The sequence below is a fragment of the Micromonospora sp. WMMD723 genome (assembly GCF_049863385.1).
Taxonomy (GTDB): Bacteria; Actinomycetota; Actinomycetes; order Mycobacteriales; family Micromonosporaceae; genus Micromonospora; species Micromonospora wenchangensis.
This window is the reverse complement of sequence record NZ_JBMKNR010000001.1, coordinates 4,339,136-4,363,983: the sequence shown is the minus strand read 5'-3', so window position 1 is coordinate 4,363,983 and position 24,848 is coordinate 4,339,136. Positions and strand designations below refer to the sequence as shown.

Sequence of the window (24,848 nt, the reverse complement as noted above, 5' to 3'; positions counted from 1 at the left end):
CACGCCGGAGAATCCGCACCGATTTTCCCGACATGTCTATAGAAAAGTGGCGGAACTGCACGAAGGTCGGCGTCAGTGGAGGCGCCGGGCATGATCGGGTCGTCCGGGCCGGCTCCGGATAGGCTGCGGGCATGCCAGGCACGGTCGGGCGGGTCCCGACGTCACCAACCCCCGCACCGGGGCCGGCCGGGGTCGAACCGGAGGCGACGGCCGTGCCCGCCCACCCGTGGGCCGACACCCCGCTGGGCCCGCAACAGGGTTGGGACGTGACCATCCGCGTCCTGGTCGACGTGATCCTGTCCTGCCCCGTGCCGATGGCGCTGCACTACGGCGACGACTTCGTGCTGCTCTACAACCAGGCGTACGCGGAGGTGATCGGCGACCGGCACCCGGACGCGATGGGCCGGCCCGCCCCCGAGGTCTACGCCGACCTGTGGCACGCCCCCGGCGTCGGCGAGGTCATCGAGCGCGCCTACCGGTACGGCGAGTCCTTCCTCCAGAAGGAGTCGGTGCTCCCCGTCCACCAGCAGGGCACCGGTGAGCACACCGTCTTCACCAGGGGCCACTCCCCGGTCCGCGACAGCACCGGGCGGATCGTCGGCGTGCTCACCGTCGCCGCCCAGACCAGCCAGCTCACCCAGCAGTTGCAGAGCCTGTCCGACTTCGCCGCCGCGCTGTCGGGCACCCTCACCCTCGACGACGTGGCCCGGGTGACGCTGCGCTACGCGCTGCACTCCTTCGACGCCGACCAGGTCTCCTTCGCCGTCGACGACGGTCCCGCCTGGCGGCTGGTCCGCCGCATCCGGGGCGAACTGCTCGACGAGGCCGACGAGCGGCTGCCCCCGCTGTGGCGGCCCGTCCCGCCGGACACCACCGCCCCGGTGGTGGTCGGCGCGCGCAGCGGGGTGCCCTTCTTCGCCGGCGACGGCCAGCCGCTGCGGGACACCGCCGTCGACCGGCACGACCAGAAGATCCGTTCGCTGGCCGCGTTGCCGCTGCGCTCGTCGGTGATCCGCGGCGGCCTCGCCGTCGGCTACCAGGCCCCGCACGGCTGGACGGCGGCGGAACGGGCGCTGCTGGCCGCCTCGGCCGAGCTGGTCGGTCAGGCTGCCGAGCGCGCCCGCCGGTTCGAGACCCAGCACGGCACCGCCCAGCTGCTGCAACGCAGCATGCTCCCGGAGCAGTTGCCGGCGCTGCCCCGGCTGCGCATCGCCGCCCGCTACGACCCCGGTGTCGACGGCAACGCCGCCGGGGGCGACTTCTACGACGCGTTCCTGCTGCCCTCCGGTGACCTGGGCGTGGTGCTGGGCGACGTCGCCGGGCACGACGTGCAGGCGGCGGCCCGGATGGGGCAGGTACGCGCCGCGCTGCGGGCGCTGGCGCTGACCGATCCCCGCCCGGACGCCGTGCTGGCCGGGCTGGACCGGCTGGTGGCGAGCCTGGGCACCGAGACCGGCACCCACGAGCTGTTCGTGACGGTGGCCTTCGGGGTGGTCGACGCCGACCGGGGCGAGATCACCCTGGCCAGTGCCGGGCATCCCCCGCCGCTGATCCGACGGACCGGGCCGGACGGCGTCGCCACCGCCGACTTCGTCGAGCTGCCGACCGGCGCGCCCCTGGGGTTGGGGTGCCGGCCGCCCACCGCGACCGTGCCCTTCGCCCCCGGCGACACCCTGCTGCTCTACAGCGACGGGGTGGTCGAGCGGCGGCGGCAGAGCCTCACCGCCGGCCTGGCCGGGTTGGCGTCGGCGGTGGCCGGGGCGGCCAGCGGTGACCCCCGGGCGCTGTGCGCGGTCGCCACCGGCGCGGTCCCCGGCGCCACCGAGGACGACGTGGCGGTGCTCGCGGTCGAGCACGCGCTCAAGCCGAGCCGGTCGGCCGGGATGGAGATGCCCGCCGAACCGACCGCGCCCAGCCGGGTACGCCACTGGATGACGGCACAGCTCGCCGAGTGGCAGGTGCCCGAGGCGGTGATCGGCGCGGCCGTGCTGTGCACCAGCGAGCTGACCACCAACGCGTTGCTGCACGCCGGCACCGCCGCCCGGGTGGAGATCGACCTGAGCCCGGAACGGCTGCTGGTGTCGGTGGCCGACTCGGGCACCCGGGGCACGGTGACCCGCGCCCAGACCGACACGCTGAGCAGCCGGGGCCGGGGCCTCGGGCTGATCGAACAGCTCTCCGACGCCTGGGGCACCGACCCGACGGTACGCGGCTCGACGGTCTGGTTCGAGATCCTCCTGCCTCCGACCTGACCGCCCGTGCCGGTGGGTCCGACCCGGCCGGCGGCCATCGGCGGCCAGTGATCGACCGCCCGTGCCGGGACAAGCCGGACACCCAGGCTTAGCCCGGCCGGTCACGGGGCACAGTCCCACCCCCGCCCACGCTCGTGGCCGGGGGTGAGAGGCGGTCGGGGTGGAACTGGTCGATGTCGAGTTCGCGCTGGTGGGCGCGGGTGCCCTGCTGGCCGGGGTGCTCCCCCGCCTGCTGGAGCGTCGTCCGCTGTCGATGCCGATAGCGTTCCTCGGCCTCGGGATGCTGGTCTTCGCCCTGCCGATCGGGCTGCCCGCGCCGGACCCGTTGCGGTACCCGCAGGTCGCCACCCACCTGACCGAGATCGGCGTGATCGTGGCGTTGATGGGTGCCGGCCTCAAGATCGACAGACCGTTGAGCTGGCGGAAATGGTCGTCCACCTGGCGGTTGCTGGCGATCGCGATGCCGCTGTGCATCGCGGCGGTGGCGCTGCTCGGCTGGTGGTGGGCGGGCCTGGTGCCGGCCGCCGCGTTGCTGCTGGGCGCGGCCCTCGCCCCCACCGATCCGGTGCTCGCCTCGGACGTCCAGGTGGGCGAACCCACTGACGCCGAGGACTCCGAGGACGAGGTGCGCTTCGCGCTGACCTCCGAGGCCGGCCTCAACGACGGCCTGGCCTTCCCGTTCGTCTACGCGGCCATCGCGATCGCCACCGCCGGGCTTGCCCCGTCGGGCTGGTTCGCCGAGTGGTTCACCATCGACGTGCTCTACAAGCTGGCCGTCGGCGTCGGCGGGGGCCTGCTGGTCGGCTGGCTGCTCGGCAAGCTGTTCTTCCGCGCCCCGAGCGAGCTGCGGCTGGCCCGGCACGCCGAGGGCTTCCTCGCGCTGGCCGCCACCTTCCTGGCGTACGGGCTGGTGGAGGTGATCGGCGGGTACGGCTTCCTGGCCGTGTTCGTCGCTGCGCGGGCGATCCGGGCCGCCGAACGGACCCACGAGTTCCACGCCGTGCTGCACGACTTCGCCGAGCAGACCGAACGGCTGCTGACCGTCCTGCTGCTGCTCCTGTTCGGTGGCGCGGTGATCACCGGTCTGCTCGCCCCGCTCACCTGGCAGGCGGCGACGGTCGGGCTGGCGCTGGTGTTCGTCATCCGGCCGCTGTTCGGTTGGCTGTCGCTGCGCGGCGCACCGGGTCGCCCCGCGGAGCACTGGGTGATCGCGTCGTTCGGCATCCGCGGCGTCGGCTCGTTCTACTACCTGGCGTACGCCACCACCAAGGCGGACTTCGCCCAGGCGGACCTGATCTGGGCGACGGTCGGCCTGGTGGTGGTCGTCTCGGTGGTGGTGCACGGGATCGCCGCGACCCCGGTGATGCAGTTGCTGGACCGGGCCGGTGAACGCACCTCCGACCCGTCGGAGCGGGGCCGGCGCGACGAGCCGGCCCTGGACGGTGCCCGGGGCTGACCGGGCACCGGACCGGGCCGGCCGCACGGTCAGGTGAGCCGGCGGGCGAGTTCCCGGCCCAGGTCCCGGCCGGAGCGCCAGGCGCTCTGCACCCGGGGCCTGCCGAAGGCGTCCCCGGCCAGCCCGACCAGGTCGTCGTCGAGGAAGAACCCGCCGTCGGGGTCCGGCTCGACCGGCCGGGCGTACGTCCACCGGTGCACATGGGTCAGTTCGGCCGGGTCCGGCAACCCGAGCAGGTCCCGCACGGCCTCCTCGATCGCCGGGCCGGCCGCGCCGGGCTGGGCCAGGTGCCCGGCGGCGAACTCCGGCGTGGTGTGGGCGACCAGCACCGGGGCGGCGTCGCCCCGCCGGTCGCCGTCGTCGCAGACCAGGGCGAGCACCGGGTGGTCGTTGACGAACGCGCCCCGGAAGTCGGCCCACCGACGGCCGGGGAAACGCAGCACCGCCGCGAGCACCGGCGACCACCGCTGCCGTACGGCGGCCCGGGTGGCCCCGCTCAGCGCCGGGTCGAGCAGCAGGGCGGCCTGCGGACCCGGGGTGCACAGCGCCACGGCGGCGGCGGGCTCCCCGTCCACCAGCGGGCCCGGCGCGACGCCCGACACGAGCCGGTCCACGGTCACCGGCAACTCCCGGGCCAGCTCCTCGACCAGGGAACGCAGGCCGCGCGGGGCGGCCCAGCGGACCGGTCCGGGCACCTCCCGCCGGCCGTCCGGGCCGTACGCGACGAAGGTGTCGGTCCACTCCCGTACCAGCCCGGCGGCCTGCCAGCGCCGGACGACCTCGACGAAGTCCAGGTCGTCGGCGGTCAGGTACGCCGCCCCCAGGTCGGCGGGGCGGCCGTCGAAGCGTCGGCTGGCCATCCGACCACCGGGCACCCGACCGCGTTCCCGGACCTGCACCGGTACGCCCGCCCGCGCCAGCTCCCCGGCGCACGCCACCCCGGCGATGCCGGCACCCACCACGATCACATCCGTGTCCACCTGTTGATCGTAGGCACCGCGACCGGCATGAGCGGGCGACCGGCGGGGTATTGGCACGGCTGTTCGAGGAGAGGTGAACGTGATGACCGACCGCAACGACCAGCAGCCCGACCCACGTGGGGCGATCAAGGACCCGGAGGAGTGGGTGACCGGGGACGAACCGCCGACCGCCGCCCAGGAGTCGTACCTGCACACCCTCGCCCGGGAGGCCGGCGAGGAGGTGCCGGACGACCTGACCAAGGCGGAGGCGTCCCGGCGGATCGACGAATTGCAGGAGGAGACCGGCCGGGGCCGGTGACCTCAGCGGGGTGGCAGGCGGTGCAGCACGACCCGGTCGAGCTGTCCCGCCGCCACCTCGGCGGTCAGGTACGTGGCGTACGGCTGGGCCCGCCGGTCGGTGGGTGAGCCCGGGTTGAGCAGCCGCAGGCCGCCCGGCGCGACACTGTCCCACGGGATGTGCGAGTGGCCGAAGACGAGCAGGTCGTGGTCGGGAAACCGGGCCGCGCAGCGCTGTTCCCGGCCGGTCTTCGGCCCGGTCTCGTGCACCACCGCCACCCGCAGGCCCGCCAGCTCCACCTCGGCCACCTCGGGCAGCCGGGCCCGCAGGTCGGGGCCGTCGTTGTTGCCGTACACGCCGACCAGCCGGCGGGCCCGGTCGGCCAGCCGGTCGAGCAGCTCCACCTCGACCCAGTCCCCGGCGTGCAGCACCACGTCGGCGGCGTCCACCGCCGCCCAGACCTCGTCCGGCAGCTCCCGGGCGCGCCGGGGCAGGTGGGTGTCGGCGATCATGAGCAGCCGCATCAGGCGGGCCTTCCGGGCGGGGGCCGGGCGCGGCCGGCCGGCTCAGGCGCCCTGACCCTGATTCTGCATCAGGCCGCCGTCCATGAAGTACGTCGACCCGGTCACGTAGTCGGCGTCGTCGCTGGCCAGGAAGACGGCCAGCCGGGCGATCTCGACCGGCTCGGCGGCCCGCTTCCACGGGATGCTCTGCACCTGCTCTTCCAGGTATTTCGGGTCGTCGATGGCCTCCTGGTTGAACGGGGTGAGCACCATCCCGGGTCCGATGTTGTTGACGTTCATCCGCATCGGGGCGACCTCCAGGGCGAGGCTCTTGGCCAGTTCGAGCATGCCGCCCTTGCTGGCGTCGTAGTCCGCCCCGCCGGCCCGGGCGACCTCCTGGTGGATCGAGGTGATGTTGATGATCTTCCCGCCGCCGCCCTGCTCCCGGCGGTGCCGGACGAAGCGTCGGCAGCAGAAGAACATTCCGTACAGGTTGGTACGGATGCACCGGTCCCAGGTTTCGGTGTCCAGGTCGGCCACGCCGATGCCGGAGGCGTCCACCCCGGCGTCGTTCATCAGCACGTCCACCGTGCCGAACTCCGCCAACGCCTCGTCGAACATCGCCTCGACCTGGTGCTCGACGCTGATGTCGCCCTGCACCACCACCGCCCGCCGGCCGGCCTTCTCGATCTCGGCCCGGGTGTGGTTCGCGCCGGCGTGGTCGTGCAGGTAGTGCACCACCACGTCGGCACCCTCCCGGCCGAACTCGATCGCGGTGGCCTGCCCGATGCCCGAGTCCGAGCCGGTGATCAGGGCGGTGCGGCCGGTCAGTCGTCCGCTCATCAGCGTGTCCCCTCCGTAGGTCCCGTGCCGGTCGGCACGGCTCACGTCGACGTCGCCACGACGTCGGTGCCGGTCGTCACGAAATGCGGCCGCTCCGTGGCGAGGTCGCGGCGTCGTTCGGCGATGTCGGTGAGCAGGCCGGCCGCGTTGATCAGGCCGATGTGCGAGAAGGCCTGCGGGAAGTTGCCCACCTGTTCGCCGGTGACCTGGTCGATCTGCTCGGCGTAGAGGCCGAGGTCGTTGACCCGGCCGGCGAGCTGCTCGAACAGCCGGGTGGCCCGCTCCTGCTCGCCGGCCAGGGCCAGGCAGCTCGCCAGCCAGAACGAGCAGATCACGAAGCCCGCCGGGTCACCGTCCCAGCGGCGCAGCAGCCCGTCGCGGGACAGCCGCCGCTCCACCACGTCGATGGTGGAGCGCATCCTCGCCTCGGCGGCGGGCAGGAAGCCGACCAGCGGCATGAGCAGCACCGAGGCGTCCAACCGGTCGGAGTCGAAGGCCCCGGTGTACGCGCCCAGCCGGTCGTTCCACCCCCGCCGCAGCACCGCCGCGCGGACCTCGTCGCGGGCCCGCGTCCACCGCCCGACGTCGGCCGGGTCACCGAGCCGGTGACCGAAGCGGACCGCCCGGTCCAGCGCCGTCCAGCACTGCACCTTCGACGACAGGTAGTGCCGTTCGGCGTCGCGGGACTCCCACATGCCGGAGTCCGGCAGGTGCCAGGCCCGGACCGCCTGGTCGGCCAGGGCGCGCAGCAGGTGCCGTACGTCGGGCGACATCGGGTCCAGGTAGTGCCGCATCAGCCAGGCGGCGTCGAGGATCTCGCCCAGCACGTCGTTCTGCCGTTGGGTCCAGGCGTCGTTGCCGACCAGCACCGGTCGGCTGTCGGCGTAGCCGCGCAGGTGGTCGAGGGAGTGTTCGGTGAGGTCCCGCTCCCCCTCGACGCCGTACATGATCGGCACCCGGCCGTCGTCGATGCGGCCCATCGCCCGCGCCACCCAGGAGAACTGCCGGTCGGCCTCGTCGGGGCAGGCCGACCGCCACAGCGCCTGGAGGGTGAGGCTGAAGTCGCGGACCCAGACGTAGCGGTAGTCGTAGTTGCGGTCGCCGCCCACCTGTTCCGGCAGCGAGGTGGTGGCCGCCGCGACTATCGCGCCACTGGGCTGGTAGGTCATGCCCTGCACCACCATCGCGCTGAGTCGTACCTGGTCGCGGTACAGGCCCCGGTAGTCGTGCAGGTCGGCCCAGGAGCGCCAGCCGGCCACCGCGTCGGCCACCACCCGGTCGGCGGCGGGCAGCGCCGGTTCGCCGCCGTCGTAGGTCGGGGCGTACCCGAGGGTGAGCCGCAGGGTGTCCCCGGCCCGGACGGTCGCCCGGCCGACGGCGTCGCCGTGCCGGCAGGCCAACGGCACGTCGGAGCGCAGGCTGAGCCGGCACGCGCCGGCCCGCGCGTCGATCACCCCGTCGGCGTGGGTCAGGTACGCGGTGACCCGGCCGTACTCGAACCGGGGAGCGAACTCGACGCGTACCGGCACCTCGCCGGAGAGCCCCTCGACCAGCCGGGCGAGCACCCGGGGCGAGCGTAGGCCGATGTCGTGGCCCCGCGCCCCCGGTTCCAGCGCCAGCGCGTCGGTGACCGCCACCGAGCCGGTGCCGGTGTGGAAGACGGTACGCAGCACCAGCGAGTCGTCCAGATAGGAGCGGGACACCCGGACGTCGTCGCCCTCCGGGGCGATCGACCAGTGCCCGGCCCGGTCGTCGAGGAGCCGCCCGAACACCGACGGGCTGTCGAACCGGGCCGGGCACCACCAGTTGACCGAGCCGTGCCGGTCCACCAGCGCGGCGCTGCGCCCGTCGGCGAGGAACCCGTGCTCGCTGATCCGTCCGCTGTCCACGGGGCGGGTTACCCGGGCTCCTCGTACCGCATGCCTCGCCCGGCGGGGTTGTCCCCGCGGCCCGGATTGCCGGGCCGCTCCTATTGCCGGGCCGCCGGGCGTTATCCCGGCGGGTCGGCGGGAACGCCGGTCGTTGACGAAGGAGGAGCCATGACCAGAGCAGCGAACCCGACCGCCACCTGGCGCCCCGGGATGCCGGGCGGCGACAACCTCCCGTCCGGTCCGGCCGGCCGGCCGGCGACCCCACCGGGGGACGGACACGGCCCGCAGGCCGGTCCGCCCACGGTGACGATCGGTGCGTACCCGGACTACCCGTCCGCGCAGCGCGTGGTGGACTACCTGGCCGACAACCGGTTCCCGGTGGAGCACACCGCGATCGTCGGGACCAACCTCACCCTGGTGGAGACGGTGCTCGGCCGGCTCACCACGGGACGCGCCGCCCTGCTGGGTGCCGGCACCGGCGCGTGGTTCGGGCTGTTCATCGGCCTGTTGTTCGGCATCTTCACGGTCGGCAACTGGCTCGCGGTGATCCTGGTCGGCCTGGTGATCGGCGCGATCTGGGGTGCCGTGTTCGGCGCGGTGGCGCACGCCATGTCCGGCGGCCAGCGCGACTTCACCTCGGCCAGTTCGCTACGCGCCGGCCAGTACGCGGTGACCGTCGACGCCGCCCTGGCCGACCAGGCGCGGCAGCTGCTCGGCCGGATGCACCTGACCCCGACCGGGGCCACCGCCCGCTGACCCGTCCGACCCCGCCGCCGTCCCGACGCGCCCAGCGTCGGGACGGCGGTTCGCGTGGTCGGCCCGCCACCGGGGCGGGCGGCCCGACCACGACCCGCCGGGAGCACCCGTCACTCGGGCAGCGAGTAAGGCCCCGGCCGACGGGGGCCCTGGGATTTCTGGCTAGCGGGACGCCCGCGCGAAGTCCACGAACCCCCGCCACGCACCCGGCGCGAACGCCAGCGTCCCACCCGCACGGTCCTTCGTGTCCCGCACCAGGACGACGCCGGGCAGGTTGTCGGCGACCTCGACGCAATTTCCGCCGTTGTCCCCGCTCTTCGTGCTCTTGCGCCACCGCGCGCCGGTCAGGTCCATGCTGCCACCGCTTTCCTGATGAGGTCGAGAGACTGCGACCGGGGTAGGGCCTCGCCGACTATGCGGGCCCACCTCCGTTCAAGGCTAGCGATCTCTGCCGCGTCGTCGGTGACGTGTGCGCTGGCCGGACCGTCCTGGTGCGCCATCCGCGCACCGTCCGGCAGCTCGGCCAGCACGAACGGACCGCCCATGCCCAGGTAGATGGGCGTGTCGAGCGGTACGACGTGCACCTGCACGCACGGCAGTTCGGCGCAGGCCGCGAGGTATTCGCACTGCTCGCGCATCAGCTTGCCGTCCCGACCTGCACGCCGCCGGAGGACCGCTTCATCGAGCACCGCGACGACGAGCGGAGGCTCTGGCCGGTGGAGGATCGCCTGCCGCTGCATCCGTGCCGTCACCAGTTCGTCGACCTCTTCGGGGGTGGGTGTCGCCAGCGCCAGCGTCGCCCGCGCGTACGCCTCCGTTTGCAGGAGGCCGGGCACCCACGCCAGCTCGAACCCCCGCAGGGCGACCGCCTCGCGCTCGATGTCGACCCAGGATCGGAACCATGCCGGTTCACGACGCTTCACCGCATCCGGCCAGAGGTCCAGGACGTCGCGGCCCAGGACCGCCGCGACCTTGGCGCGATGCCGGGTCTGCGGGATGCTCCCGTGGCGTGCCCACCTGGCTGCGGTTTTCGGGTCGACCCCGACCTGAGCTGCCAGGCTCTCGGCGGTCTCCCCGGTCTGCGCCATGGCCTCTTTGACTGCCAGATTCATCCCGCTCCCTCCCACGTTGCGGCCGAACGTTCCGAACGTCTGCCTGCATATTGCTACGCGGTGTGTTTGCTACACAACCCTCGGCAAGGTGGAGCCCAGAGCGGCGCCGCCGGTCGGAGGGGAGATCCGCCGGCCGCGTCTGCTGCGGGGGCCGTCTCCTGTGGAGGGGCAGGAGGCGGCCCCCGTTCCATCCACCGCTACGAAGGGGGAGCACCGTGCCGGACGCGCCGGAGCCCGACCGCCCACCGCCGCCCGAGCCGCACCGCAAGCCTGACGACGACCCACCACCGGCACGCCCGTCGGTGCCCGGCCCGATCGGGCCGTTCATCCCACCATGGCGAGGCCCCGGCCGGCTGGCGAACGCCGTCCCCTGCCACCGCCGGACCCCCTGCCACCGCCGGGCCTCCCGGCTGGAACGGGAGCCAGCCCGGTGACCCCGCACACGATCCGCCCCGGTGACGTGCTCCACCTGACGCGCGCCGCGAGCGTGCAGTTCATCCGTCCGATCACGGTACGGGTCATCCGGGTGCTCACCGACCGGCACACGTACGACTGTTGGTTGTGGATCGACGCCTACGAGCTGGACGCAGCCGGCGACGCGGTCCGGCGGCGGACCCTGTTCCTGATGCCGGCCGGAGCGACGCGTCTGGAGCCCGGCCCCCGTCGACCGGCTCCGCGCAGGCCGATCCCGGGAAGGGTCATGGTGGCATGACCGAGCTGCTTCCCGGCCGGCACACGCCGCTACCACCCACCTGGCTCTGCCGGATCGACGCCCACCCGTGGCCCTGCGGGGAAGCGAAACTCGCGCTCCTCGCGGCGTACGCCGACGACCGGCCGGGCCTGCTGACCCTGCTGTCGAAGCTCAAGGAGGAAGCCGAAGACCAGCTCACGCAGCTCGACGGCGGCAGGCCCGTGGACGTGACCGACCGATTCCTGACCTGGGCATGCCAGGCCGGCCGCTGACCGCACCTCTCGCCGAGCGGCGGGGCGGGTGGGGCGGGGCGGGGCGGGGACGTGGCAGGGTCAGCGGTCGCGGCGAGGATAGACCAGTTCACCGGCCCGGATCGGTGTGGCGAGCCGGTTCTCCGGGGGTGCCAGCGGGCAGGCCCAGGTGTCGTCGTAGGCGCAACTGGGGTTGTAGAGGTAGTTGGCGTCGAGGCGCACCCGGTGACCGGGGAGCACGGTGAGTCCCCGCCCGAAGGTCCCCTTGACCGTGTCGGTGAGGTACCGGCCACCGCCGTACGTCTCCCGGCCGCTGGTGCCGTCGCGGACCGGCACGAACAGTCCCCCGCCGTACGCCTCGATCCACCACAGGGTCAGCGGCCCCCACGGGGTCTCGGCGATTGCCAGCCGCCGGTAGCGGACCACCCCGTCGGGGCCCCCGGTGTCGATGGTCTCGGTGCCGTGGGCGGGTCGCAGCAGGGCCTCGACCACCACCGCCGGGTCCGGTGGGAACCAGCCGAGCCCGGGGAAGCCGGCCCGGTCGGCGGCCGGCAGCGGGCTGGCCGGGTGACTGCGGAACAACTCGTCCCGGGTGGCCCGGAAGCCGGCCAGGTCGGTGTCGGACAGGTAGAGCGCGGCGGTGCGTTCCCGCCAGTCGAGCACGTCGAGGTCGTCCACCCGTCGACCCTAACCAGCCCCCAGCCCGACCCAGCCACTCTCCCACCACCCCAGCCCCTCTCCCCTCCCCCGCCCTGAGCCCCTCTCCCCCGCACCCCCGCGCCCTCCCCGAGCCGCCGTCCCCGGTGATCAAGAGGTTCGCGTCAGTATCGGGCTGAACGATGACGCAAACCTCTTGATCACCGGGGACACCGCCGGCATACCGCGCCGAGCGGCGGTGATCAAGAAGTTTGCGTCAGCATTCCGGCTCAACGGTGACGCAAAGCTCTTGATCACCCGGGACAGGGCAGGGCAGGGCCGCGGCGAGGGCGGGACGGGTGAGCGGGGGCGGGACGGGTGAGCGGGGGCGGGACGGGTGAGCGGGAGCGGAGCGGGTCAGTCGTGGGTGGCCAGGCGGGCGTGCAGGTGCTCGTCGTGGCGGTGGCCGTCGCCGTAGCGGTACGACTCGCGCAGCGTCCCCTCCCAGCGGTAGCCGGCGCGGGTGGCGACCCGGCAGGAGGCGGGGTTGTCGACCGCGTGGCACAGCTCGATCCGGTGCAGGTCGAGGTGGGTGAAGGCCCAGCCGGTGAGCGCCTGCAGTGCGCCGGCGGCGACCCCGCGTCCACGCGCGGGCCCGGCGGTCCAGTAGCCGACGGCGGCGTTGCCGAGCCGGATCTGGTGCACGGAGACCCCGCCGAGCAGCGTCCCGTCGGTGGCGTCGGTCACCGCGACGGAGACGTGGCTGCCGTCGCTGCGGTCGGCCCGTCGGGTGATCCACGCGGCGGCCTGCGCCAGGTCGGTCACCCCCTGCCCGTTCCACCTGACGATGTCGGGGTCGACCAGGGCGGCCAGCACGGCCGGCGCGTCCGCCGCCCGCCAGGGGCGCAGCACCAGGCCGGGTGCGGTGATCTGCACAGGTTCCACCGGGGCAGTCTGGCAGCTCACCGGCCAGCGTTTCCTTTCAAATCCCGAAGTTCCTCCCGTCAAGCAGGGTTGTCTGACTGCTCACACGGGCAGCAGAGAGCTTGTTGAAATTTGAAAGAGTGCTATTGTTCGGGGCATGACGGAGGGCCTGGACAGCGAGCGGATGGCCTGCTGGCGTGCCTACATCGAGGCCAGCCAGCGGCTGTTCACCCGGCTGGAGGACGATCTGCGCGCCGACGGTGAGCTGAGCTTCGCCGACTACCACGTGCTGGTCCTGCTCTCCGAGGCACCGGGCCAGCGGCTGCGGATGGGCGAGCTGGCCACCCGGCTGGTCTTCTCGCCCAGCCGGCTCACCTACCAGATCTCCACCATGCAGCGGCGGGGTCTGGTCGCCCGGCAGTCCTGCCCCGGGGACCGTCGGGGCAGCGAGGCGGTGCTCACCGCCGCCGGGCTGCTGGCCCTGCGTGAGGCCGCGCCGGGGCACCTCGCCTCGGTCCGGCGGCACCTGATGGACGACCTCGACGACGCCGAGGTCGCCACCCTGACCCGGGTCTTCGACCGGCTCGGCCGGCGGCTGCGCGCCGACCGGGACGCGTCGTCCACCCACCGCGACACCTGAGGAGCCCGTGATGCCCGCGATCACCGTCGACGACGTCCTCGTCCTGCCCCGCCTGCCCCGGCTCGACGAGACCACCAGCTACCGGCCGGTCCGCCGGCTGACCACCGCCCCCAGCGGCTACGAGGGTGAGGGTTTCCCGGTCCGCCGCGCCTTCGCCGGGGTGCCGATGTCGGATCTCGACCCGTTCATCCACCTCGACCAGATGGGCGAGGTGGACTACGCGCCGGGCGAGCCGAAGGGCACCCCGTGGCACCCGCACCGGGGCTTCGAGACGGTCACCTACATGATCGACGGGATCATGGACCACCAGGACTCGCAGGGCGGCGGTGGCACCATCACCGACGGCGACACCCAGTGGATGACGGCCGGCAGTGGCCTGCTGCACATCGAGGCCCCGCCGGAGCACCTGGTCGCCAGCGGCGGTCTCTTCCACGGCCTCCAGCTCTGGGTCAACCTGCCCCGGGTGGCCAAGATGATGCCGCCGCGCTACCAGGACATCCGTGGTCGGGAGTCGGCGCTGCTGACCACGCCGGACGGTGGCGCGCTGATCCGGATCATCGCCGGTGAGATCGCCGGGCACCGGGGGCCGGGGTCGACCCACACCCCGATCACCATCGCGCACGTCACGCTGGAGCCCGGCGCGGAGCTGGACCTGCCCTGGCGGGCCGACTTCAACGCGCTGGTCTACGCGCTCTCCGGTCGCGGCACGATCGGCACCGACCGGCGGCCGTTCCAGGGCGGCCAGTTGGCCGTGCACGGTCCGGGCGACGCGCTGCGGGTGACCGCCGCCGGCAAACAGGACGGCAACACCCCGGCGCTGGACCTCTACATCATGGGCGGAAAGCCCATCCGGGAGCCGGTGGCGCACTACGGGCCGTTCGTGATGAACACCCGCGCCGAGCTGATGCAGGCCTTCGAGGACTTCCAGGCCGGCAAGCTGGGCGTGGTTCCCGCCCAGCGGCTGCCGCACACCGGCGGCCAGGGCGACCGCCCCTGAGACCGACTCCGACGGGCGTCCCGGTGTCACACCGGGACGCCCGGGGCGGTGCCGCGTCGGTCAGGAGACCGCGAAGATCCCGGCCACCCCGAGGATCACCATCAGCAGCACCGCCAGGATCGCGCCGCGTTCGCTCTCGACCGCATCCGTACGGTCCTCGGTCGCGGGGTTCGTCGTCTCGGCGGGCATGGCCTGGCCTCCTCGGCGTTCACGGCTTCGCGGGGTGCGGTAGGCCACCGTCCGGGCGGGGTCCGGGAGACCCGGAGTGCGTACCGGCGGTGGGGGTCCTACCGTGAGGACGTCGTCGACCTCGGGAGGCTGGAACGTGGCGATCGAGGACTGGTTCCTGACCGCTGAGGAACGCGCCAACCCGGTCTCCGGGATACCCGTCTGGACGTCCGGAAACCTCGCCGAGCCGTTGATTCACGGGTCGGCGTACTTCGACCGCCTGGTCACCGAGGTCGAGGCGCTCGGCGCGGGTGACCAGCTCTTCTTCACCGACTGGCGGGGCGACCCGGACGAGCGGATGCGCCCGGACGGCCCGACGGTGGCCCAGCTCTTCGCCCGGGCCGCCCAGCGGGGCGTGCTGGTCAAGGGGCTGCTCTGGCGCTCCCACCTCGACGCGTTGTCCTACAGCGAGGCGGAGAACCGCGACCTGAGCGAGACGGTCAACGCCGCCGGTGGCGAGGTGCTGCTCGACCAGCGCGTCCGGCGGGGCGGGTCGCACCACCAGAAGCTGGTGGTGCTGCGCCACCGCGACGCCCCGGAGCGGGACGTCGCCTTCGCCGGCGGAATCGACCTGTGCCACAGCCGCCGCGACGACGCCGACCACCACGGCGACCCGCAGGCGCTCGCGATGTCGCCACGGTACGGCCCGCACCCGCCGTGGCACGACGTGCAGCTGGCCGTCCGGGGGCCGGTGGTCGCCGCGCTGGACACCACGTTCCGCGAGCGGTGGACCGACCCGATGCCGTTGGACTCGGAGAACCCGCTGGCCTACCTGCGGGACCGGCTGCGCGGCTCCGACCTGAGCCCCGATCCGCTGCCCGACCCGTCGGCCGATCCGCCGCCCTGCGGCCCGCACCACATCCAGGTGCTGCGCACCTACCCGGCGGTGCGGCCCCGCTACGCGTTCGCCCCGGACGGCGAGCGGACGGTGGCCCGGGGCTACACCAAGGCGGTACGCCGGGCCCGCCGGCTGATCTACCTGGAGGACCAGTACCTCTGGTCGACCGAGGTGGCCGAGCTGTTCGCCGAGGCGCTGCGGGACAACCCCGACCTGCACCTGGTCGCGGTGGTCCCCCGCTACCCGGACGTGGACGGCGCGTTGGCGCTGCCGCCCAACACGGTGGGCCGGGAGCAGGCGCTGTCGCTGTGCGAGCGGGCCGCGCCGGACCGGGTGCACGTCTTCGACGTGGAGAACCGGGCGGGCGACCCGGTCTACGTGCACGCGAAGATCTGCGTGGTCGACGACGTCTGGGCGAGCGTGGGCAGCGACAACTTCAACAGGCGCTCCTGGACGCACGACAGCGAGCTGTCCTGCGCGGTGCTCGACGAGACCCGCGACGAGCGGGTGCCCGTCGACCCGGCGGGTCGGGGTGACGGGGCCCGGGTGTTCGCCCGGGACCTGCGGCTGCGGTTGTGGCGCGAGCACCTGGACCGCGACCCGGACGGTGCCGACGACGCCGACCTGCTGGACCCGGCCGACGCCGTCGCGGCGATCACCGCCACGGCGGACACCCTCCAGCGGTGGCACGACTCGGGCCGATCGGGCCCCCGGCCGCCGGGCCGGCTGCGCCCACACCGGCCGGAGCGGCTGCCCTGGTACACCCGGCTGTGGGCGCTACCGGCGTACCGGCTGGTCTACGACCCCGACGGCAGGCCGCTGCGCGCCCGCCGCAAGGGCACCTGGTAGCTCCCGCCGGTCGGCGGTCGGCGCGGGCGGGGTGGGGTGGCGGGTCAGCCCGCCCGGGTGGGCGAACGAGGTACGCGGGGCGTAGCAGCCGCTGGCGATGAGCAGCGGGTTCTCCGGGCGCAGCGCGTAGCTCGGGTGCCGGGGGTCGAGGAACTCCACCGACTCGATCTCGAACGGGCTGACCGGTTCGCAGACGTAGGGGTAGACCCCGCTGAACAGCTCGCCGTCGCGCCGGGTGAAGTACCGGTGGTGGCCGGTGCGCAGCAGGTGGCCGGTGTGCCCGATCCGGGCCCGGGTCCGGATCAGCGGGACGCCGCCGACCTCGGTCTCGGCGACCAGCGCGTCGCCCCGTACCCGCAGGGTGGTGTGTCCCAGCACGGCCGGGGCGCCCCGGGCGGCGGCGTAGTCCCGGACCCGGGGGCTGGAGGTGACGTAGTGGGTCCACCAGCCGCCGGGGGTCGCCCCGTCGGGCGCGTCGACCCCGGCGAGGGCCACCCCGACGTAGGTCAGCGAGTACGCGCCGAGGCCGGAGGTCTGACCGGCGTCGTCGACGACGTACTGGTTCATGAAGACCTGCCGGTCGGGGCGCGGACACAGGCCGGGCGGGACCAGCGCGACGACCGCGTCCGGGTCGGCCGGCAACCAGCTGAAGTGCAGCGTACGGCTGTCGACGACGAGCTGCGGGTCCGCGGGGTCGAGCACGTGGTCCTCCGTACGGCGGTGGTCTCCCGCGACGCTACGGGCGGTCCTGTCGGCGGGACAAGGACGGATAGCCGACACCGCCGCCGTGGTGTCGGGTTCCGGGTGGCCCGCCGGTCCGACAGGTGCCTGTGATCACAATCGACGCGAACCATGTCCGATAGTGTGGCTTTGTTACTTGAAATCACTTAAGTACATCAGCCTTTCGGCTAGATTTCCGCTCACCGATCAGGCTATGGTGGCTTCCGAACGGCCCATCTGAAGCTAAACCGAAGCGTCACGTCTTTTTGACCGCGGACGAGGTGCAGGGAGGACCACCAATGACCGCGCCCACCATGAGCAAGCCGGCGGCGACACCGTCCACCACCGAGAAGCTGGACCCGCGCGCACTCACCGACAGCGCCGCCGACCTGCTGAACGCGATGGCCGCGCTGCCCGCCGGCCACCCGTCCCGGGCCGCGCTGCGCGACCGGGCGATCGAGGCCTGGCTCCCGCTGGCCAACCACCTGGCCCACCGCTACAGCGGCCGGGGCGAGCCCACCGACGACCTCGCCCAGACCGCCGCCGTCGGCCTGATCAAGGCGATCGACAAGTTCGACCCGTCGCGCGGCGTCGACTTCGCCGGCTACGCCATCCCGACCATCATCGGCGAGCTGAAGCGGCACTTCCGCGACCGCACCTGGGACATCCGGGTCCCCCGGCGGCTCCAGGAGCTGCGGCTGGCCATCTCCGACGCCAACAGCTCGCTGTTGCAGACCCTCGGCCGCTCGCCGACGGTCGCCGACATCGCCGCCCACCTCAAGCTCACCGAGGAAGAGGTCCTGGAGGGCCTGGAGGGTGCCCGCGCGTACAACGCGGTGTCGCTGTCCACCCCGACCGGCGACGGCGACCGCGCCACCGAGCTGGGCGACATGCTCGGCGGCGAGGACAACGAGTTCGAGCTGGCCGAGCTGCGGGTCGCCCTCGGCCCGGCGCTGGCCACCCTCGACGAGCGCGAGCAGAAGATCCTCACCCTGCGCTTCTACGGCAACCTGACCCAGTCGCAGATCGCCGACCAGATCGGCGTCTCGCAGATGCACGTGTCCCGGCTGCTCGCCCGGGCCCTGACCAAGCTGCGCGGTCAGCTCGACGGCACCTACTGAGGGGGTGGAGGCGGTCACCGGTCCCCGGTGACGGTCACGACCACGGGGCCCGGCCGGCGGTTCGCCGGCCGGGCCTTCCCGACATCGAACGACGCACCGGCCCCGACGCATCCGCGTCGGGGCCGGTGCCACTTCGGTTGGCGTCCACGCCGGTACGCGACGCCGACGTCGCCCGGGACGCCGGTCAGCCGACCGCCGGCTCCCGCCACAGTGGCCCGGGACGCCGGTCAGCCGCCTGCCGGCTCCCGCCACATCGGATAGAACGGCGTGCCGTCGGGCAGCCGGAAGACCTCGCGCAGCCGGTAGCCGTGCCGGGCGTAGAGGTCCCGTCCCGCCTCGCTGCTGGCCTCCAGGTAACCGGGCACCCCGTGGGCGTCCAGCCAGGCGTGGTGGTGCCGCAGCAGCGCGGTGCCCAACCCCTGCCCCTGCCGCCCCGGCCGGACGGCGAGCAGCGCCAGGTGGTGGTGGTCGGGGTGCGGATGGTTGGCGGCGAACAGCTCGTCGAGGTGCTGGAACCGGGGCGTCCACTCCCCGCAGGCGGCGGCCAGCCGGTCGTCGTAGTCCACCGGGGCCGGCGACCCGCCACCGACCTGCGGGAACCAGACCGCCACCGCGTCGCGGTCGGCCGTGCCGAAGACCAGCCCGTGCCGCATCGCGTGGTCGACCAGGATCTCGAAGTTGTCGGCGAAGACGGCCTCCCGCTTGGCCTCGTCGGGCACCAGCCACCGGGTCGCCGGGAGCACCAGGAACGCCTCGGCGATCCGCTCGGCGACCCACCGGGTGTCGGCGGCGGCGAGCCGTCCGATGGTCGGCGCGGTCACCGCCGGGACTCCACCGGCACCGGCTGCTCCACCGGAGGGCCGAACAGCGAGGTGGCCGTGCTCTCCGCGCCCCGCCCGATCCGGGCGTAGACGTCGGGACGGTTGGCGCGCAGCACCAGGCCCCACAGCAGGCCGATCAGCGCGGCCACCGGGTAGACCCCGGGGATGATCCAGCGCAGCGGCGAATCCGGCGCGACGCCGAGCAGGGTCGCGAAGTTCGCCACCGCCACCGCCACCACGGCGGCCAGCGCGACGGTGGCCAGTGCCGGGGCGATCGCCCGCTTCCACAGCGACTCGGCGGTGTCGGAGCGGGCGAAGTAGACGATCACGGCGACGCTGGTGGTGGCGATCAGCAGCAGCACGCCGAAGCCGCCGCCGGTGCCGGCGTAGTAGAACAGCTGCACCACCGGGTCCCAGCCGTTGACCGCGTACAGCACGATCACCAGCAGGCCGAGCAGGCTCTGCGCCAGCGAGGCCATCCGGGGTGCGCCGGTGCGCGGCGAGGTCTGCCCGAAGGCGGCCGGCAGCACCCGCTCCCGGCCCAGCGCGAAGGCGTACCGGGCGGTGGTGTTGTGGAACGAGATCATCGCGGCCAGCACCGAGGTCATGAACAGCGCCTGGCCGATGGTGACCGCGGTGTCGCCGAGGTGCGCGGCGGCCAGGTTGAAGATCAGTTCGATGCTCTGCTCACCGGCGGCGGCGGAGATGTTCTCCGGGCCGACGGCCACGGTCATCGACCAGGAGGAGAGCGCGTAGAGTCCGGCGATGATCGCCACCGAGAGGTAGGTCGCCAGCGGGACCGTCCGCCGCGGGTCCTTGCTCTCCTCGCTGAACACCACCGAGGACTCGAACCCGACGAACCCGGTCATGGCGAGCACCAGCAGCGCGCCCGCCCCCGGCACCAGGAGGTTGGCCGGGGCGAGGGCGGCGAAGCTGGTCGAGCCGCCCGCCGGGTGGCTGAGCTGGCCCAGGTCGAACACGACGATCACCACGATCTCGGCGATCAGCAGCACCGCCAGGACCAGGCCGTTGACGTCCACCCGCAGCAGGCCGAGGAACGCGACGAGCGCCCAGGCGACCAGCGCCACCACGGACCAGTGCGGCTCGACGCCGAACAGGGTGCCGAGCACCGGGGCGGCGGCGGCGCCGATCGCGCCGTACAGGCCGACCTGGAGTGCGTTGTAGGCGATGAGCGCGACCCAGGCCGCGCCGACGCCGGCCGGGCGGCCGATGCCCCGGGCGACGTAGGCGTAGAACGCGCCGGCGTTCTCGACCCGGCGGGCCATCGCCACGTAGCCGACGGAGAAGAGCGCCAGGACGGCGCCCACGGCGAGGAAGGCCAGCGGCATGCCGGTGATGCCGGTGACCGCGTAGCCGGTGGTGACCACGCCGGCCACCACGGTCAGCGGCGCGGCGGCGGAGAGGACGAAGAAGATGACCGACGGCACGCCGAGGCGGCCACGGGCCAGGGCGTCGCTGACGTTGCTGGGGCGGTCGACTGTCGGATGCGGGGGCATGGGGCTGCTCCGGAAGAGGGGGAGATGAGGGGGGGAAGGGGGTGGCGCGGCGAGATCAGGGGATGCCGCGCAGCACCGCCGCGCCGACCGCGGCCTCGGTGTGCACGACGAGTTCCTTCAGGGGAGGCGGCAGCGAACCGACGAGGGTGGACAGTCGGTGGTGGGCGCGGGGGCCGGCGCTCCACAGCACCTCGCGGGTCAGCCCGGCCGCGGCCACCAGGCCGAGCAGCGTCGTGTCCGACACCAGCGGCTGTTCGGGCCGCTCCACCAGGGCCCGCAGCCGGGTCGCCGGCCAGGCGGCGGCGTTGAGGTCGATCGGCAGGTAGCTGACGGTGGTGCGCAGCAGGCGGCGGTTCTCCTGCCGGCGCAGCACCCCGGCCCGGGCCAACCGCTCCCCCACCGAGGTGGTGGACGACTGGGCCAGGAAGGCGAGCCAGGTGCGCACCGCCTGGTGCTGCGACTCACCGATCAGTTGGTCGAGCACGGTGTGGGCCAGCGCGTCGGCCGGGGGACGCCGGTCGATCACGGTGACCAGTCCACCGGAGACGGTGATCTGTCCGAACAGGATCAGCTCGGCCAGCAACCCGGCGGCCAGGCCGAGCCCGGTGGCGCTCGGGTGCAGTTTGGCCTTGCCACGACTGTCGTTGTGGGCGATCAGAAAGAACTCGTCGGCGACCAGCAAACGAGCCTCCCACGCATTGTCCACAGGTGATCCACGCCGGGTGACAGGATGCCCCCAGAGCTCCAGCTTTGCAACTCCCGGATTCGATGGTTGCACTCCGTGCTCATGCGACCTGCGGATCTTGTCGTGACAGACTCGGAGGGTGACCGTCAGCCCCACTGTTCGCCGCCGCCGCATCGCCCGTGAACTCCGCCAACTGCGGGAACGCGCGGGCATGACACTGGACGTCGCCGCCCGCCAACTCGACATGTCCAAGAGCAACCTGTCCCGGATCGAGAACGCCCAGATCGGCATCAAACCCCGGGACGTACGCGCCGCGTTGGCCCTCTACGAGGTGACCGGGGTCGATGCCGAGGCGCTCATCGAGATCGCCCGGGGCGCCCAGCAGCGCGGCTGGTGGCAGAACTACAGCGACGTGCTGCCCGAGTGGTTCGAGTTCTACGTCGGGCTGGAGGCCGAGGCGGAGAGCCTGCGCACGTACGAGGCCGAGTCCGTCCCCGGGCTGCTGCAGACCGAGGCGTACGCCCGGGAGATGTTCCGTCGTACGGCCGGCGAGGAGGGGCTGGAACGCAAGGTGGCCGCCCGGCTGCGCCGGCAGGAGGTGCTGCACCGGGAGTCTCCCCCGGTCGAGCTGTCGGTGGTGCTCAACGAGGCGGTACTGCTGCGCCCGGTGGGCGGGCCGGCCGTCATGGCGGAGCAGTTGACCCACATGGCCACGGTCGCCCGATCACCGAACGTGACATGTCACGTACTTCCGTTCGCATCCGGTGGGCACCCCGCGATGAGCACTCCGTACGTGATCATCACGTTTGCCGACGCGGCCGACAATTCCGTGGTTTACCTGGACAATCTCACGCTGGGTCTGGCGCTGGAGGAAGCGGGACACGTGCGCGGGTATACCCTTGTGCACGAGGAGCTGTGCCGGATGGCACTGGATCCGGCGGCGTCTCTGGCCCGCCTGGAGGAGGCTGCTCGTCACTTTGCGTGATCGCATTGCGGCACGCCCGGGGGGAACGGAAGGTACGGGAATGCAGGCGCTGCCTCTGTCCATGATGGACTGGCGGACCAGCAGCCGCAGCAGCGGCAACGGCAACTGCGTGGAGATCGCCACCACCGACGACCGGATCGCGGTGCGCGACAGCAAGGACCGGTGCGGGCCCGCGCTGGTCTTCTCCGCCCACGCCTGGACAGCCTTCGTCACCGGCATGGAGGCGGTACGCCGGGGCTGACCCCGGGCGTGCCACAGTGGCAGCCGTGCTCTCCGACGTACCCCTCGACCTGCCGGTCCGGCCGGCGCTGGCACCCCTGCTGCGAGCGCTGACCGACGCCGGCGGTGCGGTCCTGGTCGCCCCGCCCGGCACCGGCAAGACCACCCTGGCCCCGCTCGCCGTGGCCGACGGGGTGGCCGGGCGGGTGCTGGTCGCCCAGCCCCGCCGGGTGGCCGCCCGCGCGGCGGCCCGGCGGATGGCCGACCTGCTCGGCGAGCGGGTCGGCCACCGGGTCGGCTACGCCGTGCGCGGCGACCGCCGGGTCGGCCCGGACACCCGGATCGAGGTGGTCACCACCGGCCTGCTGGTCCGCCGGCTGCTGCGCGACCCGGACCTGCCCGGGGTGGACGCGGTGCTGCTCGACGAGGTGCACGAGCGGCAGCTCGACGCCGATCTCGCGCTGGCCTTCGCCGTGGAGGCCCGGGCGGCGCTACGGCCCGAGCTGTGGCTGGTGGCGATGTCGGCCACCCCGGAGGCGGACCGGTTCGCCGCGTTGCTCGGCGGCGACACGCCGGCCCCGGTGGTCCGCGCCGAGGCGGCCCTGCACCCGGTCGCCCGGGTCTGGACGCCACCGTCGCACCCGGTCGCGCCGCCGGGCGCGGGACGGGTCGATCCGCTGCTGCTCGACCACGTCGCCGCGACCGTCCGGCGGGCCCTGCACGAGCAGGACGGCGACGTGCTGGTCTTCCTGCCCGGGGCGGGCGAGATCGGGGCGGTGACCCGTCGGCTGGCCGACCTGGCCGACCGGGTGGCCGTCCTGCCGCTGCACGGGCGGCTGCCCGCCGCCGCGCAGGACGCCGCGCTGCGCCCCGCCGACCGCCGTCGGGTGGTGCTCGCCACCTCGGTGGCGGAGAGCAGCCTGACCGTGCCCGGGGTCCGGGTGGTGGTCGACGCCGGCCTGGCCCGGGTGGCCCGTACCGACCTGGCCCGGGGGCTGGGCGCGCTGGTCACCGTGCCGGTGTCCCGGGCCGCCGCGACGCAGCGGGCCGGCCGGGCCGGCCGGCAGGGCCCCGGGGTGGTCTACCGCTGCTGGTCGGAGGGGACCCACGGCCGGCTCGCCGCGCAACCCGAGCCGGAGATCGCCAGCGCCGACCTGACCGGCTTCGCGCTGGACCTGGCCGCCTGGGGCAGCCCCGACGGGGCCGGCCTGGCGCTGCCCGACGCGCCGCCGCCCGCCGCGCTGACCGTGGCCCGGGAGACGTTGACCGCCCTCGGCACGATCGACGCCGACGGCCGGGTGACCGCCCGGGGACGGGCCATCGCCGCCACCGGCACCCACCCCCGGCTGGGCCGGGCCCTGCTCGACGGTGCCGCCCGGATCGGCCGGGACCGGGCCGCCGAGCTGGTCGCCCTGCTCGCCGAGGACGGCCTGGCCGGGCGGCACGACGACCTCACCGCCGCGTGGCGGCGGCTGCGCGACGACACCGACCCCGGTGCCACCGCCCGCTGGCGCGCCGAAGTCCGGCGGCTGCGGGCCGCGCTGCCCGCCGGCGATCCCGACCGGGCCGGCACCCCGGCCGGTCCCGCCCGCACCGCCGACCGGGAGCGGCCCGGCGACCGGCCGGCTGCCCAGGGACGGAACGGCCGGGGACGGGCCACCGGGCCGTGGCTGCCCGACGATCTGGCGGCGGGGCTGCTGGTGGGGCTGGCCCATCCGGAGCGGCTGGCCCGGCTGCGCCGGGCCGGTGGGACGTCGTACCTGATGGCGGGTGGGACGGGGGCGGAGCTGACCGCCGGGTCGGCGCTGACCGGGACGGGCTGGCTGGCCGTCGCGGTGGCCGACCGCTCGCCGGGCGCGCCGACCGCCCGGGTCCGGCTGGCCGCCCCGCTCGACGAGGCGACCGCCCGGGAGGTCGGCGGCGCGTTGCTGACCGAGGTCAGCGAGGTCGGTTGGGTCGACGGCGACGTGCTGGCCCGCCAGGTGACCCGGCTCGGCGCGATCGAGCTGGCCAGTCGGCCGCTGGCCCGACCGGCCCCGGAGCTGCTGACCGCCGCCCTGGCCGACGGGCTCCGCCAGGCGGGCCTGGACCTGTTGACCTGGACCCCGGCGGCCCGGTCGCTGCGCCAGCGGCTGGCGTTCTGCCGCCAGGCGCTGGGCGGGCCGTGGCCGGAGGTCTCCGACGACGCGCTGCTCGCCGCCGCCGACCGGTGGCTCGGGCCGGAACTTGCCGCCGCCCGCCGCCGGGCCGATCTGGCCCGGACCGACGTGGTCGGGGCGCTGCGCCGGCTGCTGCCCTGGCCCCAGGCGGGCCGGCTGGACGAGCTGGCCCCGGAACGTGTCGAGGTGCCCAGCGGCTCCCGGGTCCGGGTCGACTACGCCGATCCGGCCGCGCCGGTGCTGGCGGTGAAGCTCCAGGAGACGTTCGGCTGGCAGCAGACGCCCCGGCTGGCCGACGGCCGGGTGCCGCTGCTGCTGCACCTGCTCTCCCCCGCCGGCCGGCCCGTCGCGGTCACCGCCGACCTGGCGTCGTTCTGGCGTACCGGCTACCCGCAGGTGCGCGGGGAGCTGCGCGGGCGGTACCCGCGCCACCCCTGGCCGGAGGACCCGGTCACGGCCGCACCGACCCGGCACACCACGCACCGTCGCCGCTGAGCCCGCGCAGCGCCGGTCGCGG

26 protein-coding genes are annotated in these 24,848 nt (G+C 74.0%); 13 read left to right on the top strand and 13 right to left on the bottom strand.

Annotated features, from left to right (window positions below; all coding sequences use genetic code 11):
- Positions 1-131: 131 nt before the first annotated feature.
- Together ACN261_RS19255 and ACN261_RS19250 are read left to right on the top strand one after the other, a co-directional pair.
- On the top strand, positions 132-2,252 hold the full coding sequence (locus tag ACN261_RS19255) for an ATP-binding SpoIIE family protein phosphatase (RefSeq protein WP_425851404.1): 2,121 nt from the start codon (positions 132-134) through the stop codon (positions 2,250-2,252).
- A 160-nt stretch (positions 2,253-2,412) separates the two neighbouring features.
- Entirely contained in the window at positions 2,413-3,708 is a 1,296-nt protein-coding gene (locus ACN261_RS19250) for a cation:proton antiporter (protein WP_425851402.1), read from the top strand.
- A 29-nt stretch (positions 3,709-3,737) separates the two neighbouring features.
- Here the strand turns inward: ACN261_RS19250 and ACN261_RS19245 are convergent, their stop codons facing one another.
- Positions 3,738-4,676, bottom strand: coding sequence for an NAD(P)/FAD-dependent oxidoreductase (locus ACN261_RS19245; protein ID WP_425853626.1), 939 nt, complete (start codon positions 4,674-4,676; stop codon positions 3,738-3,740).
- A 94-nt stretch (positions 4,677-4,770) separates the two neighbouring features.
- Between ACN261_RS19245 and ACN261_RS19240 the strand changes: the two genes are divergently transcribed.
- Complete coding sequence (locus tag ACN261_RS19240; RefSeq protein WP_204927697.1) at positions 4,771-4,986, top strand: DUF3072 domain-containing protein; 216 nt, start codon at positions 4,771-4,773, stop codon at positions 4,984-4,986.
- A gap of 2 nt (positions 4,987-4,988) precedes the next feature.
- On the opposite strand, the gene ACN261_RS19235 is transcribed toward ACN261_RS19240, so the two are convergent.
- The 3 genes from ACN261_RS19235 to ACN261_RS19225 are packed head-to-tail and all read right to left on the bottom strand — an operon-like array spanning position 4,989 to position 8,200.
- The gene (locus tag ACN261_RS19235; RefSeq protein ID WP_425851399.1) at positions 4,989-5,489 is read right to left on the bottom strand and encodes a metallophosphoesterase family protein; all 501 of its coding nucleotides are present in this window, start codon (positions 5,487-5,489) and stop codon (positions 4,989-4,991) included.
- A gap of 42 nt (positions 5,490-5,531) precedes the next feature.
- Positions 5,532-6,311 carry an SDR family oxidoreductase gene (locus tag ACN261_RS19230; protein ID WP_421409040.1) on the bottom strand — a complete coding sequence of 260 codons (780 nt, stop codon included), beginning with the start codon at positions 6,309-6,311 and terminating at the stop codon, positions 5,532-5,534.
- Positions 6,312-6,352: 41 nt separating this feature from the next.
- Entirely contained in the window at positions 6,353-8,200 is a 1,848-nt protein-coding gene (locus ACN261_RS19225; RefSeq protein WP_421409042.1) for a glycoside hydrolase family 15 protein, read from the bottom strand.
- A gap of 150 nt (positions 8,201-8,350) precedes the next feature.
- On the opposite strand from ACN261_RS19225, the gene ACN261_RS19220 reads away from it, so the two are divergent.
- Positions 8,351-8,938, top strand: coding sequence for a general stress protein (locus tag ACN261_RS19220; protein WP_377684690.1), 588 nt, complete (start codon positions 8,351-8,353; stop codon positions 8,936-8,938).
- 162 nt (positions 8,939-9,100) lie between these two features.
- Here ACN261_RS19220 and ACN261_RS19215 read toward each other — a convergent pair whose 3' ends face one another.
- The gene (locus ACN261_RS19215) at positions 9,101-9,292 is read right to left on the bottom strand and encodes a DUF397 domain-containing protein (RefSeq protein ID WP_088644079.1); all 192 of its coding nucleotides are present in this window, start codon (positions 9,290-9,292) and stop codon (positions 9,101-9,103) included.
- Complete coding sequence (locus tag ACN261_RS19210; protein ID WP_425851396.1) at positions 9,283-10,050, bottom strand: DUF5753 domain-containing protein; 768 nt, start codon at positions 10,048-10,050, stop codon at positions 9,283-9,285. The genes ACN261_RS19215 and ACN261_RS19210 overlap by 10 nt, the downstream gene beginning before the upstream one ends.
- Before the next feature lie 430 nt (positions 10,051-10,480).
- Here ACN261_RS19210 and ACN261_RS19205 point away from each other — a divergent pair, with 430 nt between their 5' ends.
- Both ACN261_RS19205 and ACN261_RS19200 read left to right on the top strand, forming a co-directional pair.
- Positions 10,481-10,762: a hypothetical protein gene (locus ACN261_RS19205; RefSeq protein WP_425851394.1), complete on the top strand. Its 282-nt coding sequence runs from the start codon at positions 10,481-10,483 to the stop codon at positions 10,760-10,762.
- Positions 10,759-11,013: a flavin reductase gene (locus ACN261_RS19200; RefSeq protein WP_425851392.1), complete on the top strand. Its 255-nt coding sequence runs from the start codon at positions 10,759-10,761 to the stop codon at positions 11,011-11,013. Before ACN261_RS19205 ends, ACN261_RS19200 begins: the two co-directional genes overlap by 4 nt.
- Before the next feature lie 60 nt (positions 11,014-11,073).
- On the opposite strand, the gene ACN261_RS19195 is transcribed toward ACN261_RS19200, so the two are convergent.
- Both ACN261_RS19195 and ACN261_RS19190 read right to left on the bottom strand, forming a co-directional pair.
- A complete protein-coding gene (locus ACN261_RS19195; protein WP_425851390.1) occupies positions 11,074-11,670 on the bottom strand; it encodes a DUF1684 domain-containing protein in 597 nt (198 codons plus the stop codon).
- Between the two features lie 375 nt (positions 11,671-12,045).
- Positions 12,046-12,573 carry a GNAT family N-acetyltransferase gene (locus ACN261_RS19190; protein ID WP_425851388.1) on the bottom strand — a complete coding sequence of 176 codons (528 nt, stop codon included), beginning with the start codon at positions 12,571-12,573 and terminating at the stop codon, positions 12,046-12,048.
- Between the two features lie 136 nt (positions 12,574-12,709).
- On the opposite strand from ACN261_RS19190, the gene ACN261_RS19185 reads away from it, so the two are divergent.
- Together ACN261_RS19185 and ACN261_RS19180 are read left to right on the top strand one after the other, a co-directional pair.
- Entirely contained in the window at positions 12,710-13,192 is a 483-nt protein-coding gene (locus tag ACN261_RS19185; protein ID WP_421486703.1) for a MarR family winged helix-turn-helix transcriptional regulator, read from the top strand.
- A 10-nt stretch (positions 13,193-13,202) separates the two neighbouring features.
- Entirely contained in the window at positions 13,203-14,189 is a 987-nt protein-coding gene (locus tag ACN261_RS19180) for a pirin family protein (RefSeq protein WP_421486702.1), read from the top strand.
- 60 nt (positions 14,190-14,249) lie between these two features.
- Here ACN261_RS19180 and ACN261_RS19175 read toward each other — a convergent pair whose 3' ends face one another.
- A complete protein-coding gene (locus ACN261_RS19175) occupies positions 14,250-14,378 on the bottom strand; it encodes a hypothetical protein (protein ID WP_269756975.1) in 129 nt (42 codons plus the stop codon).
- A 136-nt stretch (positions 14,379-14,514) separates the two neighbouring features.
- On the opposite strand from ACN261_RS19175, the gene ACN261_RS19170 reads away from it, so the two are divergent.
- The gene (locus ACN261_RS19170) at positions 14,515-16,104 is read left to right on the top strand and encodes a phospholipase D family protein (RefSeq protein WP_425853625.1); all 1,590 of its coding nucleotides are present in this window, start codon (positions 14,515-14,517) and stop codon (positions 16,102-16,104) included.
- On the opposite strand, the gene ACN261_RS19165 is transcribed toward ACN261_RS19170, so the two are convergent.
- A complete protein-coding gene (locus ACN261_RS19165; protein ID WP_425851384.1) occupies positions 16,033-16,806 on the bottom strand; it encodes a hypothetical protein in 774 nt (257 codons plus the stop codon). The two genes, ACN261_RS19170 and ACN261_RS19165, sit on opposite strands and share 72 nt — an antisense overlap.
- A gap of 317 nt (positions 16,807-17,123) precedes the next feature.
- Between ACN261_RS19165 and ACN261_RS19160 the strand changes: the two genes are divergently transcribed.
- Positions 17,124-17,945 carry a SigB/SigF/SigG family RNA polymerase sigma factor gene (locus ACN261_RS19160; protein ID WP_088644086.1) on the top strand — a complete coding sequence of 274 codons (822 nt, stop codon included), beginning with the start codon at positions 17,124-17,126 and terminating at the stop codon, positions 17,943-17,945.
- Between the two features lie 227 nt (positions 17,946-18,172).
- On the opposite strand, the gene ACN261_RS19155 is transcribed toward ACN261_RS19160, so the two are convergent.
- Genes ACN261_RS19155 through ACN261_RS19145 form a run of 3 tightly spaced genes read right to left on the bottom strand, consistent with a single transcriptional unit; the run spans position 18,173 to position 20,965 of the window.
- Positions 18,173-18,766, bottom strand: coding sequence for a GNAT family N-acetyltransferase (locus ACN261_RS19155; protein ID WP_421486700.1), 594 nt, complete (start codon positions 18,764-18,766; stop codon positions 18,173-18,175).
- Positions 18,763-20,283 (bottom strand): APC family permease, encoded by a 1,521-nt coding sequence (locus ACN261_RS19150; protein ID WP_204927900.1) that lies wholly within the window; start codon positions 20,281-20,283, stop codon positions 18,763-18,765. The genes ACN261_RS19155 and ACN261_RS19150 overlap by 4 nt, the downstream gene beginning before the upstream one ends.
- A 55-nt stretch (positions 20,284-20,338) precedes the next feature.
- Positions 20,339-20,965, bottom strand: a complete 627-nt coding sequence (locus tag ACN261_RS19145) for a GOLPH3/VPS74 family protein (RefSeq protein WP_204927901.1) — start codon at positions 20,963-20,965, stop codon at positions 20,339-20,341.
- A gap of 142 nt (positions 20,966-21,107) precedes the next feature.
- Here ACN261_RS19145 and ACN261_RS19140 point away from each other — a divergent pair, with 142 nt between their 5' ends.
- Genes ACN261_RS19140 through hrpB form a run of 3 tightly spaced genes read left to right on the top strand, consistent with a single transcriptional unit; the run spans position 21,108 to position 24,826 of the window.
- Positions 21,108-21,953, top strand: a complete 846-nt coding sequence (locus tag ACN261_RS19140) for a helix-turn-helix domain-containing protein (protein WP_420117138.1) — start codon at positions 21,108-21,110, stop codon at positions 21,951-21,953.
- Between the two features lie 40 nt (positions 21,954-21,993).
- Positions 21,994-22,194 carry a DUF397 domain-containing protein gene (locus tag ACN261_RS19135; RefSeq protein ID WP_420117137.1) on the top strand — a complete coding sequence of 67 codons (201 nt, stop codon included), beginning with the start codon at positions 21,994-21,996 and terminating at the stop codon, positions 22,192-22,194.
- Between the two features lie 25 nt (positions 22,195-22,219).
- Complete coding sequence (gene hrpB, locus ACN261_RS19130; RefSeq protein WP_425851381.1) at positions 22,220-24,826, top strand: ATP-dependent helicase HrpB; 2,607 nt, start codon at positions 22,220-22,222, stop codon at positions 24,824-24,826.
- Positions 24,827-24,848: the final 22 nt, after the last annotated feature.

Excerpts from the sequence above, each read along its gene's own strand:
- ACN261_RS19150 (WP_204927900.1), bottom strand. The coding sequence starts at position 20,283 with ATGCCCCCGCATCCGACAGTCGACCGCCCCAGCAACGTCAGCGACGCC.
- ACN261_RS19230 (WP_421409040.1), bottom strand. The coding sequence starts at position 6,311 with ATGAGCGGACGACTGACCGGCCGCACCGCCCTGATCACCGGCTCGGAC.
- ACN261_RS19160 (WP_088644086.1), top strand. The coding sequence starts at position 17,124 with ATGACCGCGCCCACCATGAGCAAGCCGGCGGCGACACCGTCCACCACC.
- ACN261_RS19175 (WP_269756975.1), bottom strand. The coding sequence starts at position 14,378 with ATGCCCGCCGAGACGACGAACCCCGCGACCGAGGACCGTACGGATGCG.
- ACN261_RS19185 (WP_421486703.1), top strand. The coding sequence starts at position 12,710 with ATGACGGAGGGCCTGGACAGCGAGCGGATGGCCTGCTGGCGTGCCTAC.
- ACN261_RS19240 (WP_204927697.1), top strand. The coding sequence starts at position 4,771 with ATGACCGACCGCAACGACCAGCAGCCCGACCCACGTGGGGCGATCAAG.
- ACN261_RS19180 (WP_421486702.1), top strand. The coding sequence starts at position 13,203 with ATGCCCGCGATCACCGTCGACGACGTCCTCGTCCTGCCCCGCCTGCCC.
- ACN261_RS19200 (WP_425851392.1), top strand. The coding sequence starts at position 10,759 with ATGACCGAGCTGCTTCCCGGCCGGCACACGCCGCTACCACCCACCTGG.
- ACN261_RS19255 (WP_425851404.1), top strand. The coding sequence starts at position 132 with ATGCCAGGCACGGTCGGGCGGGTCCCGACGTCACCAACCCCCGCACCG.
- ACN261_RS19215 (WP_088644079.1), bottom strand. The coding sequence starts at position 9,292 with ATGGACCTGACCGGCGCGCGGTGGCGCAAGAGCACGAAGAGCGGGGAC.
- ACN261_RS19135 (WP_420117137.1), top strand. The coding sequence starts at position 21,994 with ATGCAGGCGCTGCCTCTGTCCATGATGGACTGGCGGACCAGCAGCCGC.
- ACN261_RS19235 (WP_425851399.1), bottom strand. The coding sequence starts at position 5,489 with ATGCGGCTGCTCATGATCGCCGACACCCACCTGCCCCGGCGCGCCCGG.
- ACN261_RS19220 (WP_377684690.1), top strand. The coding sequence starts at position 8,351 with ATGACCAGAGCAGCGAACCCGACCGCCACCTGGCGCCCCGGGATGCCG.
- ACN261_RS19210 (WP_425851396.1), bottom strand. The coding sequence starts at position 10,050 with ATGAATCTGGCAGTCAAAGAGGCCATGGCGCAGACCGGGGAGACCGCC.